We start from the raw sequence: 19,689 nt of genomic DNA, 5'->3' as shown, positions 1-19,689 counted from the left end.
GCACGGTTACTAGCACGTGTAAGTAGCACGCTAGCGAACCCCCTTGATCGGCCGGACGCTCAGTCCGCCGAGGAGCGCGACCCCCGCCGCGAACACGAACAGCAGCGGATAGTTCCCACCGCCTCCCAGCGCCAGGACGAGCGGCGCCACCACCGGCGCCGCCGACTGGGGAAGCGCGCTGGCGATGTGGAAGATGCTCATGAACCTGCCCGCCTCCCGCTCCCGGTCGGGCAGGACGTCCGCCGCCAGCGCCAGGTCCACGGCCCCGAACACCCCGGCTCCGAAGAGGATGAACAGCGAGCCGACGAGCACGCCGGCGAACGAGGAGGCCGAGGCCACGACCAGGAAACCGACCGTGAAGAGACCGGCCGCCGCGTAGATGAACGGCTTCCGGCGCCTCAGCCGGTCGGAGAGGAAACCGCTCGCGACCGCCCCCGCCGTGGTCATCACCAGCCCGGCCCCGCCGGTGATCGCGAGCAGCCCGGTCACGTCGTCCAGCGCGTATCCCAGGTGATCGGTCAGGAAGTACAGCTGGTACGTCGACAGGACCATCAGGCTGAACTGGATCAGGAACCGCCCCACGAAGGCCCACCCGAAGTCGGGGTGGCGCCGCGGGTCGAACACGAGGCTGCGGGCGAGCCCGGCCAGGTCGCCGGACCGGCGCGCGTCCTTCGGAAGCCGCGGGTCGGGCATCCGCACGACGAGCACCAGCACTCCGCCGCAGGCCACCAGTACCGGCACCAGGAAGAGCAGCGTCGTCGAGCCGCTGAGGGCGCCCGCGAACTGGAACCCGGCCACCCCGGCGATCTGCGCGGTGAACCCGATCAGCCCGCCGACCTTCCCGCGCTGCTCCTCGGGCACCTGGTCCGGCAGGATCGCCGTCAGCGGCGACATGATCATGCTCAGGCCCAGGTGCATGACCACGTAGCCCGCCAGGACCCCGGCCACCGACCCGAACGCCGCAATGAGCAGCGCACCGGCGACCAGCACCGGCATGCCGGCCAGCATCCAGGGACGGCGGCGCCCCATCCGGGAGGCGGTGTTGTCGCTGAGCACCCCGAAGACCAGACCGGACACGAGCCCGACGAGGGTCCCCACCCCGACCACCAGGCCGAGAGCCGCCTCCTTGCCATCGGGGTCGATCTGCTCGAGGCGAATGGCGAGAGACGCCAGCACCGGTGTCATGACCGCGATGTACACGGCGAGGTACGCCACGACGTAGACCGCGACGAACCCGCCGCCGACACGGCTCGGCCCGTCCGGGGACGCGGACGTCTCGTGCGTCGCGACGGACGGCAGGGGAACAGGTTCGGACAACACGTTCTCCGGGGTGGCTTCGGAAGCGAGCGGACCGCCGCTCGAGTTACTTACACGTGTTACTAACGCTGCGAGGACGTTAACAGCCGAGCTCACACCGCGGCAAGAGCCGACTCACCGGCGACCGGCCGACATCTCGGAGGCCATGGGACGACGACGGGTCCTCGACCCCGCATCCAGACCCTTGCCACGACACTCCCCCGCTGTTACGTTGCCCTGCACTCGAAGTTACACGTGTAAGTGATCCTCGACGTCGAGGGCTTCTCCCCCGCAGCCGGCACTCCCAGACCACTCTGCACTTACACGTGTCAGCTGCTGGGCGACGTCCGTCCTGAGTCACCCTTTCCTCCCACCTCCGAAAGAGGACCACCCCCATGACCTCGACCGCCGCCTCACGGCCCGGGGCAGAGCACAACGGCTTCACCGGGCGCTACCTACTCCTGCTGGTGGCCCTGATATGGCCTGCCCAACTGCTGTCGGTCACGGGCCTGCTGGCCGGCAACGCCCAATCCCAGATCGCCGTCCACTTCCACACGACGCAGATCGCCTGGTTCGTGCTGGTCAGCTCACTGATCGGAGCGTTCCTCACCCCCTTCGTGATGAGGGCCGCCGATCTGTTCGGCAAGAGGCGCGTCATGATCGTCCTCACCGTCCTCGGCGTGATCGGCGACCTGGTCTCGGCCCTCGCGCCGAACTTCGCCGTCCTTCTGCTCGGCCGCGGCGTGGCCGGGTTCTACGCGCCGATCGCGGCTCTGGTGTTCGCCATCGCCCGGGACGTGTTCCCGCCGCGCCTCGTCGGCCCCGCCAGCGGGCTGATCGGCGGCGGAGTCGGCCTCGTCGCGCTGTTCGGGCCCTTCCTGTCCGGCTGGCTCCTGGACGGCCACGGCTGGCGCAGCGCCATGTGGTTCCTCGCCGCGGCGTCCGCGGCGAGCCTGGTCCTCCTGCTGACCGTCGTCCCGGAGAGCCCGGTCCGGCAGGAGCGCACACCGATGGACTGGGCCGGCGGACTGCTCCTCGGCGGCGGTGTCTCCGCCATCGTCTACGGCGTCGGCAGGGGAAGCGACTGGGGCTGGTCCAGCGCCGGGTTCCTGGCCTCCGTCATCGGCGGAGCGGTGGCGATCATCGCCTTCGTCGTCGTCGAGGGCCGCGTCGCACACCCTCTTTACGAGCTCTCGATGCTGTCCCGCCGCCGCGTCTGGTCGGTCTTCCTGGCGACGGCACTGCTCGCCGGCACCGTCCTGTCGGCCGGGACGATCAGCCAACTGCTCGGGCTGATGCCGAAGATCCCCGCGGTTTCCGACGGGCTGGGGTTCAGCGCCACCAAGCTCGCGTGGATCGGCGCACCGGCCAGCGTCGTGATCATCCTGACGGCGGTCGCGACAGGGTGGCTCGCCCGTCGCGTGGACAGCAGATACCTCCTGGCGTCCGCCGCCCTGTTCGCCGCCGTCGGCTACGGGCTGACGGCGCACTTCCACCACACCGTGCCGCAGCTGATGACGGTCGGCATCGTGTCGGCGATCGGCCTCGGCATGATCGTCGCGCTCGTCCCGGTCATGGTCATCGAGGTGGTGTCCCCGGCCGAGCAGGCACGCGCCAACGGTCTTCAGAACATGCTTCAGGGCACGCTCCTCACCGTCGTGACACAACTGTTCTTCGTCATGATGGCCCGGGACGGCAGAGTCGTGCATGGCACCCAGTTCTACTTGGACGCCGGTTTCACCAACGCCTTCCGGCTGGCCGCCGGCTTCGCGGTCGCCGGCCTCCTCGCCGTCGCGCTGGTCCCCAAGCTGAAGCGCCTGGAGGAGACCGAAACGGGCGAGGCCGCACGCTGACCGCCGCCCGGTCCGCGCCCGCCCAGGGCGCGGGCCGAGCGGCCCCACCGGACGTCCTCCCAGGAGGCCGCATCGAGGCAGGTAGCGTGGAACGAACTGGTCCTTCAGCCGGATGACCTGGTGGTGATCCAGATGGCAGACGGAGATGAGCGCGCCGGTCCCGGGCCCGACGGCCGAAGCGAGGAAGCAGACGAGCGGGTACGGACCACGGCGACCCATCTGTTCGCCGAACTCGGCTACGACGCGGTGTCCACGCAGATGATCGCCGACGCCGCCGACGTCACCGTGGACACGGTGACCGACCGCCACGGAGGACGACACGGCCTGTACCTGTCGGCGTTCGAGGAGGTCGCCCGGCAGATCGACGAGTATCTGGAGGAGGTCGGCGAAGACTTCGCACCCGATGCCGAGGGGCTGTTCCGGATGATCGACCGCTACCTGCGGCTGTGCCTGGAGAACCCCGAAGTGCCGAGGCTGTGGTTCCACCGCTGGATGTCCGACGCCAGCGACATCACCGGGCTGGAGGAAGAGATCGGCGCGCCCGCACAGCAGACGGGCTTCGAACTCTTCACCCGGGTCATCAAGCCGGAACTCGACCCTGAAGCGCACATGTGGACCCTCGTCTGGTCGGTCCACGCCTACATGCTGAGCGGCTACCCCGACGCCTCCAGCCGCCGCAGGCCGCCCGACGACCCCGAGACCCTGCAGCGCTTCCGCCGCCACCTCCGCCGACTCACCCGGCTCATGGTGACCCCCTGAGAGCTCACCCCTCGAACGCCCCTGCGCAAGGACCTACACGTGTAACCGACGGCTAACATCGGTTGCTTGCAGCACGACGAGGTTCCGACGGCGGGAGCGACGGTGTCAGCGAAGAAGCCATCACGCAGGGTCACCAGCGCCGACGTGGCGCGGGAAAGCGGCCTGTCCCGCGCGACGGTGAGCTTCGTCCTCAACGACAAGCCGAACCAGTCGATCCCCCCGGCGACCCGGGAACGCGTACTGCAGGCCGCCGCCCGCCTCGGCTACGTCCCGTACGCTCCCGCCCGGACACTGCGCAGCGGCAGGAGCGACATCGTCCTGTTCGTCCTTCCCCCCTGGCCGCAGGGCCCGGCCATGAACCGGCTCATCGACTCCGCCGCCGGGGTACTCACCGAGGCCGGCCTCACCCTGGTCACCCACATCCACCTCGGCGGGCCGGAACGGCTGGCCGCACTGAACACCGCCCTCGCCCCCGCAGCCGTCTTCGGCATGCAACCCTTCACCCGACAGGAACAGGACGCCATGCGACGAGCGGGCGTCGGCCTGGTCCTCCCCCAGCCGCCCCAAGACAACGGCCTCGCCGACACCCCCTGGAGCAGCGGCGTCGGCCGCATGCAGGCAGAACACCTCATCACCCGAGGCCACCGACAGATCGCCTACGCCCTCCCCGACGACCCCCGACTCGCCGAACTGGCCAACAGCCGTCTCGACGGCGTCACACGAGCATGCGCAGCCGCCGACCTGGCACCCCCGCTCGCCGCCCCCGTCCCCCTCGACGCCGACCAGGCCGCACGAACGGTGTCGCAATGGCGCAACGCCGCCGCCCCTCCGACCGCCGTCTGCGCCTACAACGACGAGGTCGCACTCGCCCTCCTCGCAGGAATGCGCGCCATCGATCTCTCAGCCCCGGACGACCTCGCGGTCATCGGCTCCGACGACATCGCCGCCGCGACCTTCGCCGTGCCTCCCCTGACCACCGTCGCCCTCGACAGCGGCTCCCTCGGAGCCGACCTCGCCCACGCCCTGCAACGCTCCCTCGACGGCGAACCCGAAGACTTCTCCACCCTCCGCCCCAGCGTCCACGTCATCGAACGCCGATCAACTTGACCCAGCCCCGACCCGGTGCAGATGACCTAGCGTCCCGAGACGACAAGGTGGGCAGCCGCCCTCGAAGGTTTGTGACCCAACCGGTCCCCTTTACGTTGTAGATCACTTGCCGCATCGGGGCCGCCGACAACAGCAAGGGCCTGTGGCTGACTCCAGCCGCCGGTCGGGAATGGTGTTCGGCGGGTGGGATGTCGTCGATCGTGCTGTTCAGAACCGGTGGTTGAACCAGACGCCCCAGTCGGCGGTGCGCGTTCGACGTTCGCGAGGTTCTTCCACGACCGTTTTGGCTGGATCAATCGGTTCCTGCCCCGGGCCGAGCCGCGTTGCCCAGGGTCGGCTTGCGCCGGGGCCTGCGGTCAGAGGAGTTTGTCCCGGGTGAAGGGGACGTCGCGGAGGCGGCGTCCGGTGGCGTGGTAGATCGCGTTGCCGATGGCCGCGGGTACACCCGTCCCCGGTGTCTCGCCGAAGCCTCGGGCGCCCAGTGCCTCGCTGTCGCCGATGGGGCGGTCCACGAACATGACCTCCAGCTTGGGCGTGTCGGCGTTCACCGGCACCAGATAGCCGGACAGGCTGGGGTCGGCCACGCGCGCCGTGTTCGGGTCCACCATCGTTTGCTCGAGCAGCGCGAAGCCGATGCCCCAGGTGACGCCGCCCATGACCTGGCCGTGCGCGGTCCGGCGGTTGAGGACCCGTCCCAGGTCGTAGGCGGTCACGACCCGGCTCACGCGGATGCTGCCGAGTCGTGGTCGGATCCGGACCTCCAGGAACACCGCGCCGAACGTGTGCCCGCCGGTGTTGGGTTTGCTGCCGAGCACCCGGATCTCGCCGCCATGGCGAGCCATGACGGCGTGGTAGCTGTCCCTCCGGCGGCGGTCGCCGCGCGCGAACAGGTGGCCGTTTTCGACGATGACGTTCTCGGCGGGCACGCCGTGCAGCCGGGAGCGCGGGTCGGCGACGGCGAGCTCGATCACGGCCTTGCGTGCCTGCTCCGCGCCATCGGAGACCGGCCCGGCCACGCTGGCCATCGTGGCCGACGCCGCCGACAGGGACGCGTTGGGAAAGGCGGTGTCGCCGAGCAGCGTGGTGACGTGGCCGAGCGGCATGCCGAGCCCGTCGGCGGCGACCTGGGTGAGCACGGTGTAGGTGCCGGTGCCGATGTCCTGGGTGGCGGCCCGGACGGTCGCCCGCCCGTTCACGCCGATCACGATCTGCGCCTGGGACGGGTTCGCCGAGTAGGTGTGGGTCTCGGTGGCCATGCCCCAGCCGACGTACTCGTCGCCGTCCCTGGTCGCCCCCGGCTCGGGGTTGCGGCGCGACCAGCCGAACGCCTCGGCGGCCACCCGGTAACACTCCAGCAGGTGCTTCTCGTAGGGCTCGCCAGTGTTGGGGTTGATGACGGTGCGGTGGTTGCGTGTCCGCAGTTCCACGGGGTCGATGCCGAGCTCGTAGCTCAGTTCGTCCAGCGCGGTCTCCAGGCCGAAGTGCGCGGTGGTCTCCGGTGAGCGCATGTAGCTGGAGGTAGGCAGGTCCAGCCGCACGCCCATCTGTCGCACGTGGATGTTCGGGCAGGTGTAGAGGTTGAGGGCGGAGTCGCTGGCGTTGAAGACGCGCTCGTCGGTGCGGGTCACCTGTGCCGTCGAGGTGTCGACGAGGGCGGTCAGCTCGCCGCGCCGCGTGGCGCCGAGCCGGATGCGGTGGCGGTACTCGGCGCGGTGACCAGTGGACGTGAACATCTGCGCGCGCGACAGCACGAGCTTCACGGGGCGGCCGAGCTCCCGCGCCACCGCGGCGGTGAGCAGCGTGTGCGGATAGGTGGGTCCCTTGGCGCCGAAGCCGCCGCCCAGGTAGGGCGAGATGATCCGGATATCGGGAGCGTTGCCATCGGCATCCCTGAAGGCGTTCGTCACCGCTATCCGGGTGAGCATCACGCCCTGCGCGCTTTCGTACAGCGTGAGGCCGCCGTCGCCCCAGACGGCGGTGGTGGTGTGCGGTTCGATCGGGTGGTGGTGTTGCATCGGGCTGGTGTAGGTCTGCTGGATCCGAACGTCGGCCTGCGCGAACGCCGCTTCGGCGTCACCGTGCTCGACCTCGTTGGGCCGCTCGCGGAAAGCGTCCGGCAGGAACGCTTCGTCGATCGCGTCCTCCAGTCGTGCGGTGGGTTTTTCCGTCCGGTAGCGGATCTTCACCAGGGTGGCGGCCTCCTGTGCCTGCTCCAGGGTCTCGGCCACGACATAGGCGACCGGCTGCCCGCTGTGGTGGATCCGCGCGTCCTGGATCGGAATGAACGTCCTGTTGTAGGGGAAGCCCGGCACCGTCCTGAACCGCGGCATGGTGGTGTGCGTGAAGACCTGAACGACACCCGGATGCGCCAGTGCCGCCCCGGTGTCGATCTGCGTGACCTCGCCCCGGGCGATGGTGCTCATCACCAGGAATCCGTGCAGCGGGTTGGCCACCTCGTTGTCCGCGGCATAGCGGGCGGCGCCGGTGACCTTCGCGCGGCCATCGACCCGCTCAACGCCCCGGCCGACCAGCTCGGTCATCGGACCCCTCCCAGCTCGCCGAGGACGCTCTCCAGCGCCCGCTGGACGAGTTCGACCTTGAACCTGTTCCCTTCGCGCGGGCGCGCGTCCCGAACCAGGACGCGTCCCGCCTCGGTGATCGACGCCGCGGTGAGAGGACGGCCGCGCAAAACCGCCTCGACGCGGACGTCGCGCCACGGACGCGTTCCCACCCCGCCGAACGCCAGCCGTACGTCCTCGACCGCGCGGCCCCTGGTGCGCAGCGAGGCCGCCACCGACACCACCGCGAACTCGAAGGTGGCGCGGTCGCGCAGCTTCAGGTAGCGCGAACGCGCGGCCAGGGGCGTGCGCGGCACGTCCAGCCGGGTGATCAGTTCGCCCGGGCGCATCGCGGTCTCCCGGGTGGGCGCCGATCCGGGAAGGAGGAAGAAGTCGCCGATCGGGACGTCCCGTTCGCCGCCGGGGCCGAGCAGGTGCACGGACGCGTCCAGCGCGGTCAGTGCCACCGCCATGTCCGAAGCGTGTGCGGCGATGCAGTGGTCGCTGCCGCCGAGGATCGCGTGTCCCCGGTTGTGTCCGGTGAGCGCCGGGCAACCGCTGCCCGGGGTCCGCTTGTTGCACGCCGAGCCGGCGTCCCGGAAGTACCCGCACCGGGTGCGCTGCAGCAGGTTTCCACCGATCGCGGCCATGTTGCGGACTTGCGGGGACGCCGAGGCCAGCAGTGCCTCCGACAGGACGGGAAACTCCCGGCGCACTGCGGGGTGTTCGGCGACCTGCCGCATCCTGGCCAGCGCCCCGACGCGCAGCGTCCCGGGGGCGAGATCGACGCCGTCGAGGTCGAGAGCGTTGAGGTCGATGAGGTGGTCGTGGGCCTCCGCACCGTCCCGCATCAGGTTCAGCAGGTCGGTGCCGCCCGCCACGAATGTAGAACCGGGCGTGGCGGCGGCGATCCGCACCGCCTCGGCCGGGCTGCCCGCGGCCGTGTATCCGAAGGCCCTCACCGCCGTACCTCCTTGGCGGCCGCACCGACGGCGGCGACGATGTTCTGGTATGCCGCGCAGCGGCACAGGTTGCCGCTCATCCACTCGCGGATCTCCGTCTCCGAACCCGTACGGCCCTCGTTGATACAGGCGACGGCGGACATGATCTGACCGGGAGTGCAGGCGCCGCACTGGAACGCGTCGTGCTCGATGAACGCCTCCTGCACCGGGTGCAGGTCGTCGCCGTCCGCGAGCCCCTCGATCGTGGTGACCTCGGCGTCGCGTTGCATCACCGCCAGGGTCAGGCAGGATTTGACCCGCTCACCATCGACCAGCACCGTGCACGCTCCGCATTCACCCCGGTCGCAGCCTTTCTTGGTGCCGGTCAAGCCGAGGCGTTCACGCAACGCGTCGAGCAGCGTCACCCTCGGTTCCAAGGTGACCTTGCGCGCTTGCCCGTTGATCTTCAGCGAGATTTCCACCGACGACCCGGCGGCGATGGACTGGGCGGGTGCGGTGGCGGCCCCGGCCGTTGCCGTTTCGGCCGCGGCCGCCGGGGCGGCGGCCGCACCCGTCCCGACCGCGGCCGTTCCCGCCGCCGTCGCCGCCATGGCTTTGAGCACCGTCCGGCGAGTGGATTCGGGGAGGAACTCCGTTTTCCGTTCGGGTGTGACATCGGGTTCGGAGGTGAACCGGTCGCCGTGGCTGCTCATCGCGCTCCTCCTCGGCTCTGTGCGGGGAGTTGGATCCGGATGATGCGGTCGTCGCCGGGGCGCGCGTCGGTGCCGCCCCAGGTGGCGCGGTCGGTGTTGGACGACATGATCCACAGGGACCCGTCCGGTGCCGCCTCGACCGTGCGGATTCGTCCATACGTCTCGACCAGGTGCGGGATCGGCCGTCCGGTCGCGCGCCGGCCCTCGACTGGCAGTTGCCAGAGGCGCTGCCCGCCGAGCGCGCCGATCCACAGCGAGACGCGCGCGTAGGCGACTCCGGAGGGGGACGCCTCGTCGGGATGGATGGTGGCGATCGGCCGTTCCCCGGTGTCACCCTCGACGCCCTCGGTCTCGGGCCAGCCGTAGTCCCGCCCGGGGCGGAGGACGTTCACCTCGTCCCAGGTGCGGTGGCCGAGTTCGGACGCGTACATGGTGCCGTCCGGTGCGAAGGTGATGCCCTGGACGTTGCGATGTCCACTGGAGTAGACGGCGGTGCCGGACGGGTTGTCGCGAGGGATCGACCCGTCCGGGCGAATCCGAAGGATCTTGCCGCTCAGCGAGCTGTCGTCGGCGGCGTTCTCGGGCTCGAACGCGTCGCCCGTCCCGATCCACAGGTTGCCGTCGGGGCCGATGCGGAGCCGGCCGCCGTGGTGCCGGTCGGCGGTCTGGATGCCGTCCAGCAGGACGCGGGTCTGGCCGAGGGACCGGTAGTCCTCGGCGATCCGGAGCGCGACCACGCGGTTGGTGGGTGAACTGGACACGTAGGCGAACACGGTGCGGTCCGACGCGAACCGGGGCGAGGCGGCCAGCCCGAGCAGCCCGCCCTCCGAACTGGTCCGGACGCCGGGGACCGTGCCCACGGTCTGCGCCTCGCCGCCGTCCGCCGGTACGCGGACGATCCGTCCGGACAGCCGCAGGGAAACCAGCGCCGAGCGGTCAGGAAGGAACGCAAGCCCCCAGGGCGCCTCCAGCCCCCTCACCAGTTCGGTGCGGTCGCGCAGCGTCGACGAGTCGCCCGTGCTGGACGCCGCCGGGCGGACGGCGGCGTCTCTTGCGTCTGTGCCGGAGCCGCACGCGACCACGCCGAGCACCAAGGCCCCGGCCAGGAACGCCGCGATGACGATCCGCGTCGGTACCGATCTGTTCATGACCACTCCTAGTTGTCATCGCTAACGCTAAACAACTATCAACGCCAACGCAACCGTTGGCAACACAATTCTGTTAGCATCGCTACGTGAGCGAACGAGGTGAGGTCCGCCGGCGGATCATCGACGCGGCGACCCGGCTGCTCTACGAGCAGGGCCGCGAAGCCGTGACCACCCGCGCCGTCAGCGCGGCCGCGGGGGTGCAGTCCCCCACCCTGTACCGCCAGTTCTCCGACATGAACGGGCTGCTCGAAGCCGTCGCCGCGGACGGCTTCGAGCGCTACCTCGCGGGCAAACAGGCCCAGGAGCTGTCCGACGATCCGGTCGACGACCTGCGCGGCGGGTGGGATCTGCACGTCCGGTTCGGCCTGGACAATCCGGCGCACTACCTGCTGATGTACGCCCAGCCCAACCCCGGGCACCGGCACCCCGCCGCCGAACAGGGCGTGGCGCGGCTCCACATGCTCGTCGAACGCATCGCGGAGGCCGGCCGCCTCGTCGTCGGCGTCGACACGGCGGTCAGCATGATGCACTCCGCCTGCGTCGGCGTCACGATGAACCTCATCGCGACGCCGCCCGAGGAACGCGATCCCGCCCTCGCGGACCGGCTGCGCGAAGCGGTCCTCGCGGCGATCACCACAGCCGCCGCGAGCAGCCCGCCCGACCTCGCCTGGCGCGCCGTGGCCCTGAAAGCGGTCATGGACGACACCGGCCTCTACTCCCCCGGTGAGCGCGCGCTCCTGACCGAGCTGCTCGACCGCGCCGCGGCCGCATCCGGACCCGCCGACGCGCAACGGATCCCGACGTAGACCGCCGGGGCCTTTACCGGTGCCGGCGGGTCAACCGACACCGTTGCGCTGCACTGGCATCTTGACCCGGTCGCCCGCCACCGACAAGGTATTCGGCTTGTCACAGGCGCTTATTCATCTGCCCGGCGAGATTGCGGAACAGACCCTCGAGGTCCTGTTCGCCGTCCCGGGTCTGGGCACCGTTGGCCAGCCCGGCGCCCATGAGCTGTGCCGTGGTGGGGCGGAATACGAGCCCGGCCCAAGCATCGTTTTCCCGCGCCAGGCCATCAGCATGATCGTGGGGGACGATGGTGCGCTTGGCTGCGGCGACGACGCCGTCGGGCAGCGCGGCGATGTTACCGGCGAGGCGGTCGACGAACTCGTCGAGCTGGTCGGCGGGGACGGCTCGGTTGATCCAGCCGTACCGCTCGGCGGTCTCGGCGTCCATCAGGTCGGCACCGAGCACGATTTCCAAGGCACGGTTTCGGCCGACGCGCTCGCTGAGGTACTGCGTAGCGCCGCCGCCGGGGACGATGCCCATGAGGGCTTCGACCTGGCCGAGCCCGGCCTTGTCGATCGCCGCGAAGGCCATGTCCGCGGCCACGACGAACTCGGCACCGCCGCCGCGCGCCTTGCCCGCGAGCTTGACGATGGTCACCTGAGGCTGGCGGCGTAGCTGCTCCCCGACGGCCTGGAAGACGTTGACGCCGTCCGGCAGGTCGGCCATGAGTTCGGCGAGGGCGTCCGGGGTGGCGGTCATGTCGACGTGGGCGAGGAAGAAGTCAGGGTCCGCACTGCCGAACACGATCACGCGTACGCCGTCGTCGCCGGCCAGCGCGGTGAGCAGCCGCCGCACATCGGTCATGACCGCGACGCTGAGGACGTTGACCGGCGGGTTGTCGATCGTGACGTGCGCGACTCCGTCCTTCCGGCTGACCCGCAAGGTCTGGTACGCGTCGTGGCCCATGGCTTTTCTCCTAGGTATCTGGCAGGACTCTGGTTCCTGCTGTATACCTACTGTGAAACTGTCTCTGACCTGCGTCAATAACGCACTTCAGGCATCCTAGGGATCGTGGAGGATACCGCTATGGCGACTTCCGAGGCCGTCTACCGGACCATCGCCGAGCACGACATCGTGTTCCGGTCCGACTGTCCGAGCCGGCCGATCCTCGATCAGATCGCCGACAAGTGGTCGATGATGGTGATGGCGGTCCTGGTCGAACCACGCCGATTCAACGAGATCAAGCGCCGCCTCGACGGCATCACGCAACGCGTCCTCACGCAGACCTTGCGCCGCCTCGAACGCAACGGCATGATCGAACGCCGCGTGCTGCCGACCTCGCCGGTGGGTGTCGAATACTCGCTGACCTCCCTCGGCGAATCCCTGCGCGAGCCGTTCGCCCACCTCTACGACTGGACCGTCGCGAACGCCTCCGAAATCCAAGCGCGTCAGCGCGACTACGACCAGCGAGCCCCGCGCTGACACCACGACCAGCGGCTCAACCTCATGCGGGTCACATCCAGCGGAGTGGTGTTTGAGTTGCTCTCCGCGTAATCCCATGCCGACCACGATGCGAGGGTTGACAGAATCACTACGTCGAAGAATCAGTGACGGAGAACCTGAGACCGGCCTGTACCGACAAGGCGGCGCGGCACCGTCGGTGCGCCGACCACCGCTCGACGGTGCACCGGGCGACCTGGTGGCAGGCTACGCCTGCTGAGCGTCCAGAAGTGGCAGTGTCAGGCGGAAGCGGGCACCCTCGCCCAAGGTGGTCTCCAGTTCGACATCGCCGCCGTGGGCTCGGGCCAGGGAGCGGGCGATGGGCAGGCCGAGTCCGGCGTTGGCGCCGTCCGCGTGGGTTCGGGAGCGGTCGGTACGGTAGAAGCGGTCGAAGACTCGATCGGCCTGCTCGGACGTCATTCCCGGGCCCTCGTCGGCGACCTCCAACACGGCTTGACCGTTCACCGTGCCGACCCCGATACGGACGGGGGTGCCCGGCGGGGTGTGGGCGGCGGCGTTGCCGACGAGGTTGGTGACGACCTGCCGTAGCCGGGACTCGTCGGCGTGGACGGGGGCCGGGCCGGGCGTCCCGGTGCCGCCCGGCCCGGTGAGGTCGACCGGACGGGACGGGTCCAGGGCGCGAAGGTCGTGCCGGGCGTCGTTGGCCAGGGTGCGCAGGTCCATCGGGGCACGGTCGAGCTGCCCTTCCGGCGCCTCGTCCAGCCTGGCGAGAAGCAGCAGGTCCTCGGTGAGGGCGGTGAGCCTCGCGGCCTCGCGGTCGATGCGCCGCATCGCCTCGTCGACGTCGGCGCGGCCGGGCAGCCCGCCCATCCGGTAGAGGTCGGTCGAGCCCTTGATGACGAAGAGCGGGGTGCGCAGCTCGTGACTGACGTCCGAGACGAAGGCGCGCATCCGGGCCTCGTACGCGGCCCGGTCGGCGAAGGCCTGTTCGAGCTGGCCGAGCATGGTGTTGAGGGACGCCGCGAGGTGCCCGATCTCCGTGCTCGGCGGGGCGATCCCGGGCACGCGCCGGGTGAGGTCGCCACCGGCGATCGCGGCGGCCGTGTGCTCGATCCGGCGCAGCGGGCGCAGGCCCCGGCCGAGGGCGAACCAGCCGACCGCCGTCAGCAGGACGAGCAGCGCCGCACCGCTGACCAGGCTGCTGGTCCGGAGCCTGGCGATGGTGGCGTCGGCCTCCGTGAGGGGCGCGGAGGCGATCACCGTCCCGTCCCATCCGGCGGTCGGGCGGGCGACGGCGCGCCAGCGCCCCGAGCCGTCGGCGGCCCGCAGGGTCACGTCCGTTCCGTTGGTGGGGATCGCGCGCAGCTCGCCGGGTGGCGGCAGGGCGGCGGTGCCCAGCCTGGTGGAGCGGGCGCCCCACACCACCGCGCCGTTCGGGTCCAGGTACACCAGGTAGGGGGCGCCGACCAGGTCGAGCGCGGGGTCGAGGAGGTCGCTGCGGTCGCGGAGGTTTCCGGCCGGGGACGGACCGGTGGACGGCAGGCGGGCGATGATCGCGGTCAGCGAGCGCAGTTGGCCGTCGATCCGGCCGAGCTGGTAGCGCTCCAGGTGGTCGGAGACGACCGCGCTGACGAGGGTCAGTCCTGCCAGCAGCAGGCACGCGGTGAGCAGCAGCAGCCTGGCCCGCAGCGAGAACCGGCTGAGCACATCCCTCACCTCCGGGACTCGCGGAGCACGTAGCCCACGCCGTGGACGGTATGGATGAGCTTGGGTTCCCCGGTGTCGACCTTGCGCCGCAGATACGAGATGTAGGTGTCGACAATGCTGGCGTCGCCGCCGAAGTCGTAGTGCCACACCCGATCGAGGATCTGCGCCTTGGACACCACGCGCCCGGCGTTCTCCATCAGGAAGCGCAACAACCGCAGCTCGGTGGGAGAGACGCGGACGGGCCGCCCCGCCCGCGTCACCTGGTGCCCCTCCACGTCCAGCGCGAGCTCGCCCACCCGCAGGACGTCCGCCTGGTGACCGGTGGTGCGGCGGAGGATCGCGCGGATCCTGGCGATCAGTTCCTCCAGGTCGAACGGCTTGGTCACGTAGTCGTCGGCCCCCAGGGACAGCCCGGTGACCTTGTCGGCCTGCTGATCACGCGCGGTGAGGAACAGGACCGGGACCGGCCCGACCCGGCCCGGGAGGCTCAGTTCGCGCAGCCGCCGGACCACCTCGAAGCCGTCCATGTCCGGCAGCATGACGTCGAGCAGCACCAGATCGGGAGGCTCCGCGGTGGCCGCGGCGACCGCCTCGGCGGCGTCCGCCGCGGAGGTCACCTGGAAACCCGCGAAACGCAGCGTCGCCGAGAGCAACTCACGGACGGTGTCCTCGTCATCTACTACCAGCAGCCGCTCGTCACCGCCCCTGGATGTCATCGCCCCCGCCCCTCCCATGTCAGCCAGGATATGGACGCTTGGCACCCGAACCCTGGTAAATCGTCACACGTCCCGGCGCCGGAAAACGGCGAACGCGACGGCCAGGACGGCGGCCGCCCCGAGGAACATCCCGAACAGGTTCAGCCAGGGGTGCGGGTACTCGGGATCCGGGACGCCGGCGAGCACCGCGGCTCCGCCCAGGGTCGGCCAGAAGTCGAAGAGGCCCTGGAGCCAGGAGGGGAACATTTCCGCGAGGGCCGGCACCAGCAGCACGACCCCCACCAGGCTGGCCAGCGCTCCCGCCGTGGCCCGCATGATCGTGCCGAGGCCGACCGCGAGCAGCGCGATCGCCGCGAGATAGAGCCCCCCGCCCGCCACCGCGGACAGCACACCCGGATCGCCGAGCTTCGCGTACGGCACGTCCTGCGCCGCCAGAAGGGACTGGCCGAGGAGGAGCGAGGCGAGCATCAGCAACTGGCCCGCCGCCCACGCCAGCGCGGCGGCCACCACCGTCTTGGCGGCCAGCAGCCGGTGCCTGCGGGGCGTGGCGGCCAGCGACGTTTGCATCAGGCCGGTCGCGAACTCGGAGGTGACGACCAGGATGCCCAGCACGCTGACGATCAGTTGGGCGACGATGAACGACCTCAGGCTGAGGCCGACCGGATCCCACGACCGCTTTTCCTCGGCCGTCAGCGCCGAGTACCCCTCACCCGCGGAGCTCATGGCGAGGAAGGTGATGCCGGGCCCGACCAGGAAGAGGAAGGCCAGCGTGTACCAGGTGGAGCGGAGGCTGCGCAGCTTGATCCACTCGGCGCGCAGGGAGTGGGTGAAGCCCACCCTGTGCCCGGTGGCGGGCGTGCCGACGGTCGTCGTCGCGGGCGAGCTCATGCCGATGCTCCCTGGTACTCGATGCTGTCCTTGGTCAGTTCCATGAAGGCGTCCTCCAGCGAGGGCCGCTGCGGCGCGAGCTCGCCGAGCACGACGCCGTGGTAGGCGGCGAGCCTGCCGATCTCTTCACCGGTCATGCCGGACACGACCAGCGAGGCTTCCGGCCCTTCCCGCACGGTGGCGCCGGCCGCGGTCAACTGGACCGCGAAGGAACCCGGATCGGGCGTGCGGACGAGCACGGTGCCCTCCCCGTTGGCACGCAGGAACGCGCTCATGCCGGTGTCGGCGATGAGCCGGCCGCGGCCGATGACGACCAGGTGGTCGGCGGTCTGCGCCATCTCGCTCATGAGGTGGCTGGACACCAGCACCGCCCTTCCCTCGCGGGCGAGCGAACGCATGAAGTCCCGGACCCAGCGGATCCCCTCGGGGTCGAGCCCGTTCACCGGCTCGTCGAAAATCAACACCCGCGGGTCGCCGAGCAGCGCCGCCGCGATGCCGAGCCGCTGCCGCATGCCGAGCGAGAAGCCCCCGGCCCGCTTCCCGGCCGCACTCTCGATTCCGGTACTGGCCAGCACCTCGTCCACCCGGCGCCGGGGAAGGCCGTTGCCGGCGGCCAGCGCCAGCAGGTGGTCGTACGCCTTCCGGCCACCGTGGACGGCCCCCGCGTCCAGCAGCGCCCCCACCTCGGTCAGCGGCACGGGCAGGTCGCGGTAGCGGCGCCCGCCGATGGTGACCGACCCCCGGGTGGGAGCGGCCAGACCCATGATCATCCTCATCGTCGTCGACTTGCCGGCGCCGTTCGGCCCGAGGAACCCGGTCACCTGTCCGGGCTCGACGGTGAACGACACGTCGTCCACCACGGTGTCGGCCCCGTAGCGCTTGGTCAGCCCCTGTATCTCGATTCCTGTCATGGCCAGATCATGATTGGGCGATATGGCCGGTTTCTGAGTACTCCTGGGAGAACCATGTGAGCCCGGCCCGCGACACCCGACTACCGGGAGGCACACCGCCCATCCACCCACGCCGCACCGGCTCTTTTCACAGCAAACACCCAGAGACCGCGCATCGTGTGGACGGCGTCGCCCGTCGTCGCCACCGGACCACGATCGGCTCCAGCCCGTAGGTCGCGGCTCGGTGCGCAGGCGGAGTTGGCTGATCGGCCGGTGCCACTCACACGTACTTGCAGCACTGCGGAGACGCCGCCGCGACCGTCGGCACCGTGATCGGGGTGGCCCGGTCCAACACCAGGGCAGGGTGAAGTCATTTAACGAGGACAAGGGATCCAGGTCCATCCCTTCTCTCGTTCCAGGGGTCGCGCGTTTGGTGCGGTAACAGGCTTGGAAGCCGTGGTCGGGTTCGGGTGGCCCTGGCCAGCATGGTCCGCGTCAGCACCGACAAGCAGAACACTGACCGGCAGCACGACGCCCTTGCCGCAGTGGACTGCATCCGGGTGTTCGAGGAAAAGATCAGCGGCAAGCACGCCATCGAGGACCGGCCCAGCCTGACGGCGGCCCGCCCGCGCCCGTGGCCCTGGTCGGCGGACGTCAACCAGGAGTGGACGCCGACGAACGCGCCGCCATCCTCGCCCGCCGCGGGCGCGGCGAGTCCATCCGCACCATCGCAGCCGGCGTGAAGGTCTCGGGCGGGCGTCGTCCACAGGACTCTCATTACCGCCGAGAGCACCTCGCCAACCAGCCGGATTCAGCGCCCCAGCAGGAAAGGCAGATTCAGTAAGTCCGAAGGGGCGACGGCCTGGGAAGGGCCCACGTGAGTGACGTCGATCGAGGCACTCGTCCCCGACCCGATGCTGAAGGACATCGACTTCACCGCCCCTGGGCCTGCTCGGGACGTCGGCGCTCTCGGGTACCGGTCTCGTCGGTATCCGGCTGGATGTGGTTCCGGGTCTTTCCCGTGGGGTCGCGATGAGTTCTGCGGTGTCCGGTGGTCTTAGTGTCGTACCCGTGACCAAGGAGGTCTTTTGATGCGCAGCGTTTCGCGTTCGATGAGCGTCTCGCCTGGCGGCCGCACCGTCGGGCCGGACGGCGGCTGCTCGTGCTGAGGCAGGTCGCGGAGGGTGTGCTGGTCCACGAGAGCGAGTTCGTGCAGAGCAACGCCGTTGTGGTGCAGGGTCGGTCCGGTGTTTTGCTCATCGACCCCGGGGTGACCGGCTCCGAGCTCGACTGCCTGGCGAACGACCTTCGCGAGTTGGGCGAGTCCGTTGTGGCAGGGTTTTCCACGCATCCGGATTGGGATCACCTGCTCTGGCACACCCGCCTCGGCGCAGCTCCCCGTTACGGCACGGCGCGCTGCGCAGCAACTATCGCAGCGGAACTGTCGGACTCGGGCGCGAAGGCCCGCATCGCCGATCACCTACTCGAAACGGAAATCGCCGGTCAGGTACCGCTGGAACTACTCGGCCTCATCACCGGCCTGCCCGCCGAAACCACGTACATTCCTTGGGAGGGCCCTCAAGTCCGGATCATTGAGCATCAAGCGCATGCCCCGGGCCACGCGGCGCTGTTGATCGAGGAACGTGGGGTTCTCGTCGCCGGCGACATGCTTTCTGATGTCCTGGTTCCGATGCTCAATCTGGGCGCTACCGCGAACCCGATCGAGGACCACCTCACCGCGCTGCGGCTGCTGGAGGGCGTGGCGGGCGACGTCGATGTCGTCGTCCCGGGCCACGGTTCCGTCGGCGGAGCCGACCAGGTACAGGAACGGATCGACCGGGATCGGGCGTACGTACTGGCGTTGCGGAACGGCCAAGACCCCGCCGACCCACGGGTCGGTCCATCGGCCAAGCCCGGCTGGGAGTGGGTGAGCGACGTGCACGAAGGGCAACTCCAGCGCCTCACCCAAAGAGACGAGCGCGACGGGGCACCCCGCTAGCAACCGGGAACTACCACCGTCAGCTGGATTGCGCGCGCCATCTCCTGGCTGACCGGCTACTGGATCCTGTCCCCGCGCTACGAACGCAACGCCCGCAGCTACCTGGCCCTTCTCGATCTCGCTTCCCCTACCTGCTACAAGCGCCTAATCAAACCCACCGCGCAAGACACGGTCTTTAGACGATTGACCATTCGATGCGGGGAATCAGTTCACTGTTGTCGGCAACCACCTCGTTGAACATGAGAGGGCGGGTGAGGAGGCGGTCTCCGGCCCGCTGGACCAGTAGGTAGAACCCGAGGTCGGGCGACCCGGGGGAATAGTTGCCACCATAGTAGAAAGGTAAGCCCTTGGCGGTGACGTAGTCCTCGACCCACCGCTCCATGACCGACGGCACCCGCGCCACCAAATCGACGCCGTCCAGCGTTACCTGAGGACCGGTCCGCATATCGCTGGCGACGGCCGCCAGCCGCGAGTTTACGTCGAAGTGCAGTTTTACGCCGACCTTCTCGACGTGGTAGCCAACGCGGTCCCACCCACTGAACCTTTTCCAGCAGCGTCCTGCGGGGGGTGATCACATCATGATCGCGGGCGGTGTGGCGGGCCCCGGAACGTAAAGAACCCCTGGTAGGACGGGTGGTCTCTCACCACCGCCCGATCCCACCAGAGGCTTCACATGCTTTTCTACCGTTCTTCGCTGCCGTTGTCGCGTCAGACGCTGCAGTACGTGACCGGGGTCGTCGGCCGCCACCGCAAGCAGGCCGGCAGCAAGGGCCGGGCACTGACGGCGGGCATGCAGGCGCTGATGACGCTGGCGTACTTGAAGAAGGGCGAAACGTTCGCGCAGCTCGGCGCCGAGTTCGGCGTCGG

Annotated in this window: 19 protein-coding genes; 8 read left to right on the top strand and 11 right to left on the bottom strand. The window is 69.8% G+C overall.

Features of this window, described 5'->3' with window-relative positions:
• Positions 1–30 precede the first annotated feature (30 nt).
• Positions 31–1,317 carry an MFS transporter gene (locus tag H505_RS0119700; protein WP_051300907.1) on the bottom strand — a complete coding sequence of 429 codons (1,287 nt, stop codon included), beginning with the start codon at positions 1,315–1,317 and terminating at the stop codon, positions 31–33.
• 374 nt (positions 1,318–1,691) lie between these two features.
• On the opposite strand from H505_RS0119700, the gene H505_RS0119695 reads away from it, so the two are divergent.
• The 3 genes from H505_RS0119695 to H505_RS0119685 all read left to right on the top strand — a co-directional run bounded on the left by H505_RS0119695 (position 1,692) and on the right by H505_RS0119685 (position 5,015).
• A complete protein-coding gene (locus H505_RS0119695) occupies positions 1,692–3,149 on the top strand; it encodes an MFS transporter (protein WP_026403357.1) in 1,458 nt (485 codons plus the stop codon).
• A gap of 132 nt (positions 3,150–3,281) precedes the next feature.
• Positions 3,282–3,908 carry a TetR/AcrR family transcriptional regulator gene (locus tag H505_RS43060; protein ID WP_125620617.1) on the top strand — a complete coding sequence of 209 codons (627 nt, stop codon included), beginning with the start codon at positions 3,282–3,284 and terminating at the stop codon, positions 3,906–3,908.
• Between the two features lie 102 nt (positions 3,909–4,010).
• Complete coding sequence (locus H505_RS0119685) at positions 4,011–5,015, top strand: LacI family DNA-binding transcriptional regulator (protein WP_026403356.1); 1,005 nt, start codon at positions 4,011–4,013, stop codon at positions 5,013–5,015.
• A gap of 356 nt (positions 5,016–5,371) precedes the next feature.
• On the opposite strand, the gene H505_RS0119680 is transcribed toward H505_RS0119685, so the two are convergent.
• The 4 genes from H505_RS0119680 to H505_RS0119665 form a co-directional block, all read right to left on the bottom strand.
• Positions 5,372–7,555, bottom strand: a complete 2,184-nt coding sequence (locus H505_RS0119680) for a xanthine dehydrogenase family protein molybdopterin-binding subunit (RefSeq protein ID WP_026403355.1) — start codon at positions 7,553–7,555, stop codon at positions 5,372–5,374.
• Positions 7,552–8,535 (bottom strand): FAD binding domain-containing protein, encoded by a 984-nt coding sequence (locus tag H505_RS0119675; RefSeq protein ID WP_026403354.1) that lies wholly within the window; start codon positions 8,533–8,535, stop codon positions 7,552–7,554. Before H505_RS0119675 ends, H505_RS0119680 begins: the two co-directional genes overlap by 4 nt.
• Entirely contained in the window at positions 8,532–9,014 is a 483-nt protein-coding gene (locus H505_RS43055) for a (2Fe-2S)-binding protein (protein WP_245592582.1), read from the bottom strand. The genes H505_RS0119675 and H505_RS43055 overlap by 4 nt, the downstream gene beginning before the upstream one ends.
• Before the next feature lie 209 nt (positions 9,015–9,223).
• Positions 9,224–10,375, bottom strand: a complete 1,152-nt coding sequence (locus H505_RS0119665; protein WP_064743675.1) for a PQQ-dependent sugar dehydrogenase — start codon at positions 10,373–10,375, stop codon at positions 9,224–9,226.
• A gap of 86 nt (positions 10,376–10,461) precedes the next feature.
• Here H505_RS0119665 and H505_RS0119660 point away from each other — a divergent pair, with 86 nt between their 5' ends.
• A complete protein-coding gene (locus tag H505_RS0119660; RefSeq protein ID WP_026403351.1) occupies positions 10,462–11,181 on the top strand; it encodes a TetR/AcrR family transcriptional regulator in 720 nt (239 codons plus the stop codon).
• A 100-nt stretch (positions 11,182–11,281) separates the two neighbouring features.
• Here the strand turns inward: H505_RS0119660 and H505_RS0119655 are convergent, their stop codons facing one another.
• Positions 11,282–12,127 carry an enoyl-CoA hydratase/isomerase family protein gene (locus H505_RS0119655; RefSeq protein ID WP_026403350.1) on the bottom strand — a complete coding sequence of 282 codons (846 nt, stop codon included), beginning with the start codon at positions 12,125–12,127 and terminating at the stop codon, positions 11,282–11,284.
• A gap of 120 nt (positions 12,128–12,247) precedes the next feature.
• Between H505_RS0119655 and H505_RS0119650 the strand changes: the two genes are divergently transcribed.
• Positions 12,248–12,643 (top strand): winged helix-turn-helix transcriptional regulator, encoded by a 396-nt coding sequence (locus tag H505_RS0119650; protein WP_026403349.1) that lies wholly within the window; start codon positions 12,248–12,250, stop codon positions 12,641–12,643.
• 225 nt (positions 12,644–12,868) lie between these two features.
• On the opposite strand, the gene H505_RS0119645 is transcribed toward H505_RS0119650, so the two are convergent.
• The 4 genes from H505_RS0119645 to H505_RS0119630 form a co-directional block, all read right to left on the bottom strand.
• Complete coding sequence (locus tag H505_RS0119645; RefSeq protein ID WP_034518812.1) at positions 12,869–14,329, bottom strand: sensor histidine kinase; 1,461 nt, start codon at positions 14,327–14,329, stop codon at positions 12,869–12,871.
• A gap of 5 nt (positions 14,330–14,334) precedes the next feature.
• Complete coding sequence (locus tag H505_RS0119640) at positions 14,335–15,045, bottom strand: response regulator transcription factor (protein WP_026403347.1); 711 nt, start codon at positions 15,043–15,045, stop codon at positions 14,335–14,337.
• A gap of 63 nt (positions 15,046–15,108) precedes the next feature.
• Complete coding sequence (locus tag H505_RS0119635) at positions 15,109–15,933, bottom strand: ABC transporter permease (RefSeq protein WP_051300905.1); 825 nt, start codon at positions 15,931–15,933, stop codon at positions 15,109–15,111.
• Positions 15,930–16,844, bottom strand: coding sequence for an ABC transporter ATP-binding protein (locus H505_RS0119630; RefSeq protein WP_026403345.1), 915 nt, complete (start codon positions 16,842–16,844; stop codon positions 15,930–15,932). Before H505_RS0119630 ends, H505_RS0119635 begins: the two co-directional genes overlap by 4 nt.
• Before the next feature lie 449 nt (positions 16,845–17,293).
• Here H505_RS0119630 and H505_RS0119625 point away from each other — a divergent pair, with 449 nt between their 5' ends.
• Together H505_RS0119625 and H505_RS0119620 are read left to right on the top strand one after the other, a co-directional pair.
• Positions 17,294–17,566: a recombinase family protein gene (locus H505_RS0119625; RefSeq protein ID WP_026403344.1), complete on the top strand. Its 273-nt coding sequence runs from the start codon at positions 17,294–17,296 to the stop codon at positions 17,564–17,566.
• Positions 17,567–17,985: 419 nt separating this feature from the next.
• Positions 17,986–18,822 carry an MBL fold metallo-hydrolase gene (locus H505_RS0119620; RefSeq protein WP_026403343.1) on the top strand — a complete coding sequence of 279 codons (837 nt, stop codon included), beginning with the start codon at positions 17,986–17,988 and terminating at the stop codon, positions 18,820–18,822.
• A 175-nt stretch (positions 18,823–18,997) separates the two neighbouring features.
• Here H505_RS0119620 and H505_RS0119615 read toward each other — a convergent pair whose 3' ends face one another.
• A complete protein-coding gene (locus tag H505_RS0119615) occupies positions 18,998–19,216 on the bottom strand; it encodes a hypothetical protein (protein WP_157433061.1) in 219 nt (72 codons plus the stop codon).
• Between the two features lie 279 nt (positions 19,217–19,495).
• On the opposite strand from H505_RS0119615, the gene H505_RS51770 reads away from it, so the two are divergent.
• The coding region (locus H505_RS51770; protein ID WP_026403341.1) for a transposase family protein at positions 19,496–19,689 on the top strand (194 nt) is incomplete at its 3' end.

Source organism: Actinomadura rifamycini DSM 43936 (genome assembly GCF_000425065.1).
Taxonomy (GTDB): Bacteria; Actinomycetota; Actinomycetes; order Streptosporangiales; family Streptosporangiaceae; genus Spirillospora; species Spirillospora rifamycini.
Note: the sequence above shows the minus strand (reverse complement) of the source record. Positions and strands in the feature narration are given on the sequence as shown.

Excerpts from the sequence above, each read along its gene's own strand:
- H505_RS0119640 (WP_026403347.1), bottom strand. The coding sequence starts at position 15,045 with ATGACATCCAGGGGCGGTGACGAGCGGCTGCTGGTAGTAGATGACGAG.
- H505_RS0119695 (WP_026403357.1), top strand. The coding sequence starts at position 1,692 with ATGACCTCGACCGCCGCCTCACGGCCCGGGGCAGAGCACAACGGCTTC.
- H505_RS0119680 (WP_026403355.1), bottom strand. The coding sequence starts at position 7,555 with ATGACCGAGCTGGTCGGCCGGGGCGTTGAGCGGGTCGATGGCCGCGCG.
- H505_RS0119655 (WP_026403350.1), bottom strand. The coding sequence starts at position 12,127 with ATGGGCCACGACGCGTACCAGACCTTGCGGGTCAGCCGGAAGGACGGA.
- H505_RS0119650 (WP_026403349.1), top strand. The coding sequence starts at position 12,248 with ATGGCGACTTCCGAGGCCGTCTACCGGACCATCGCCGAGCACGACATC.
- H505_RS0119665 (WP_064743675.1), bottom strand. The coding sequence starts at position 10,375 with ATGAACAGATCGGTACCGACGCGGATCGTCATCGCGGCGTTCCTGGCC.
- H505_RS43060 (WP_125620617.1), top strand. The coding sequence starts at position 3,282 with ATGGCAGACGGAGATGAGCGCGCCGGTCCCGGGCCCGACGGCCGAAGC.
- H505_RS0119630 (WP_026403345.1), bottom strand. The coding sequence starts at position 16,844 with ATGACAGGAATCGAGATACAGGGGCTGACCAAGCGCTACGGGGCCGAC.
- H505_RS0119635 (WP_051300905.1), bottom strand. The coding sequence starts at position 15,933 with ATGAGCTCGCCCGCGACGACGACCGTCGGCACGCCCGCCACCGGGCAC.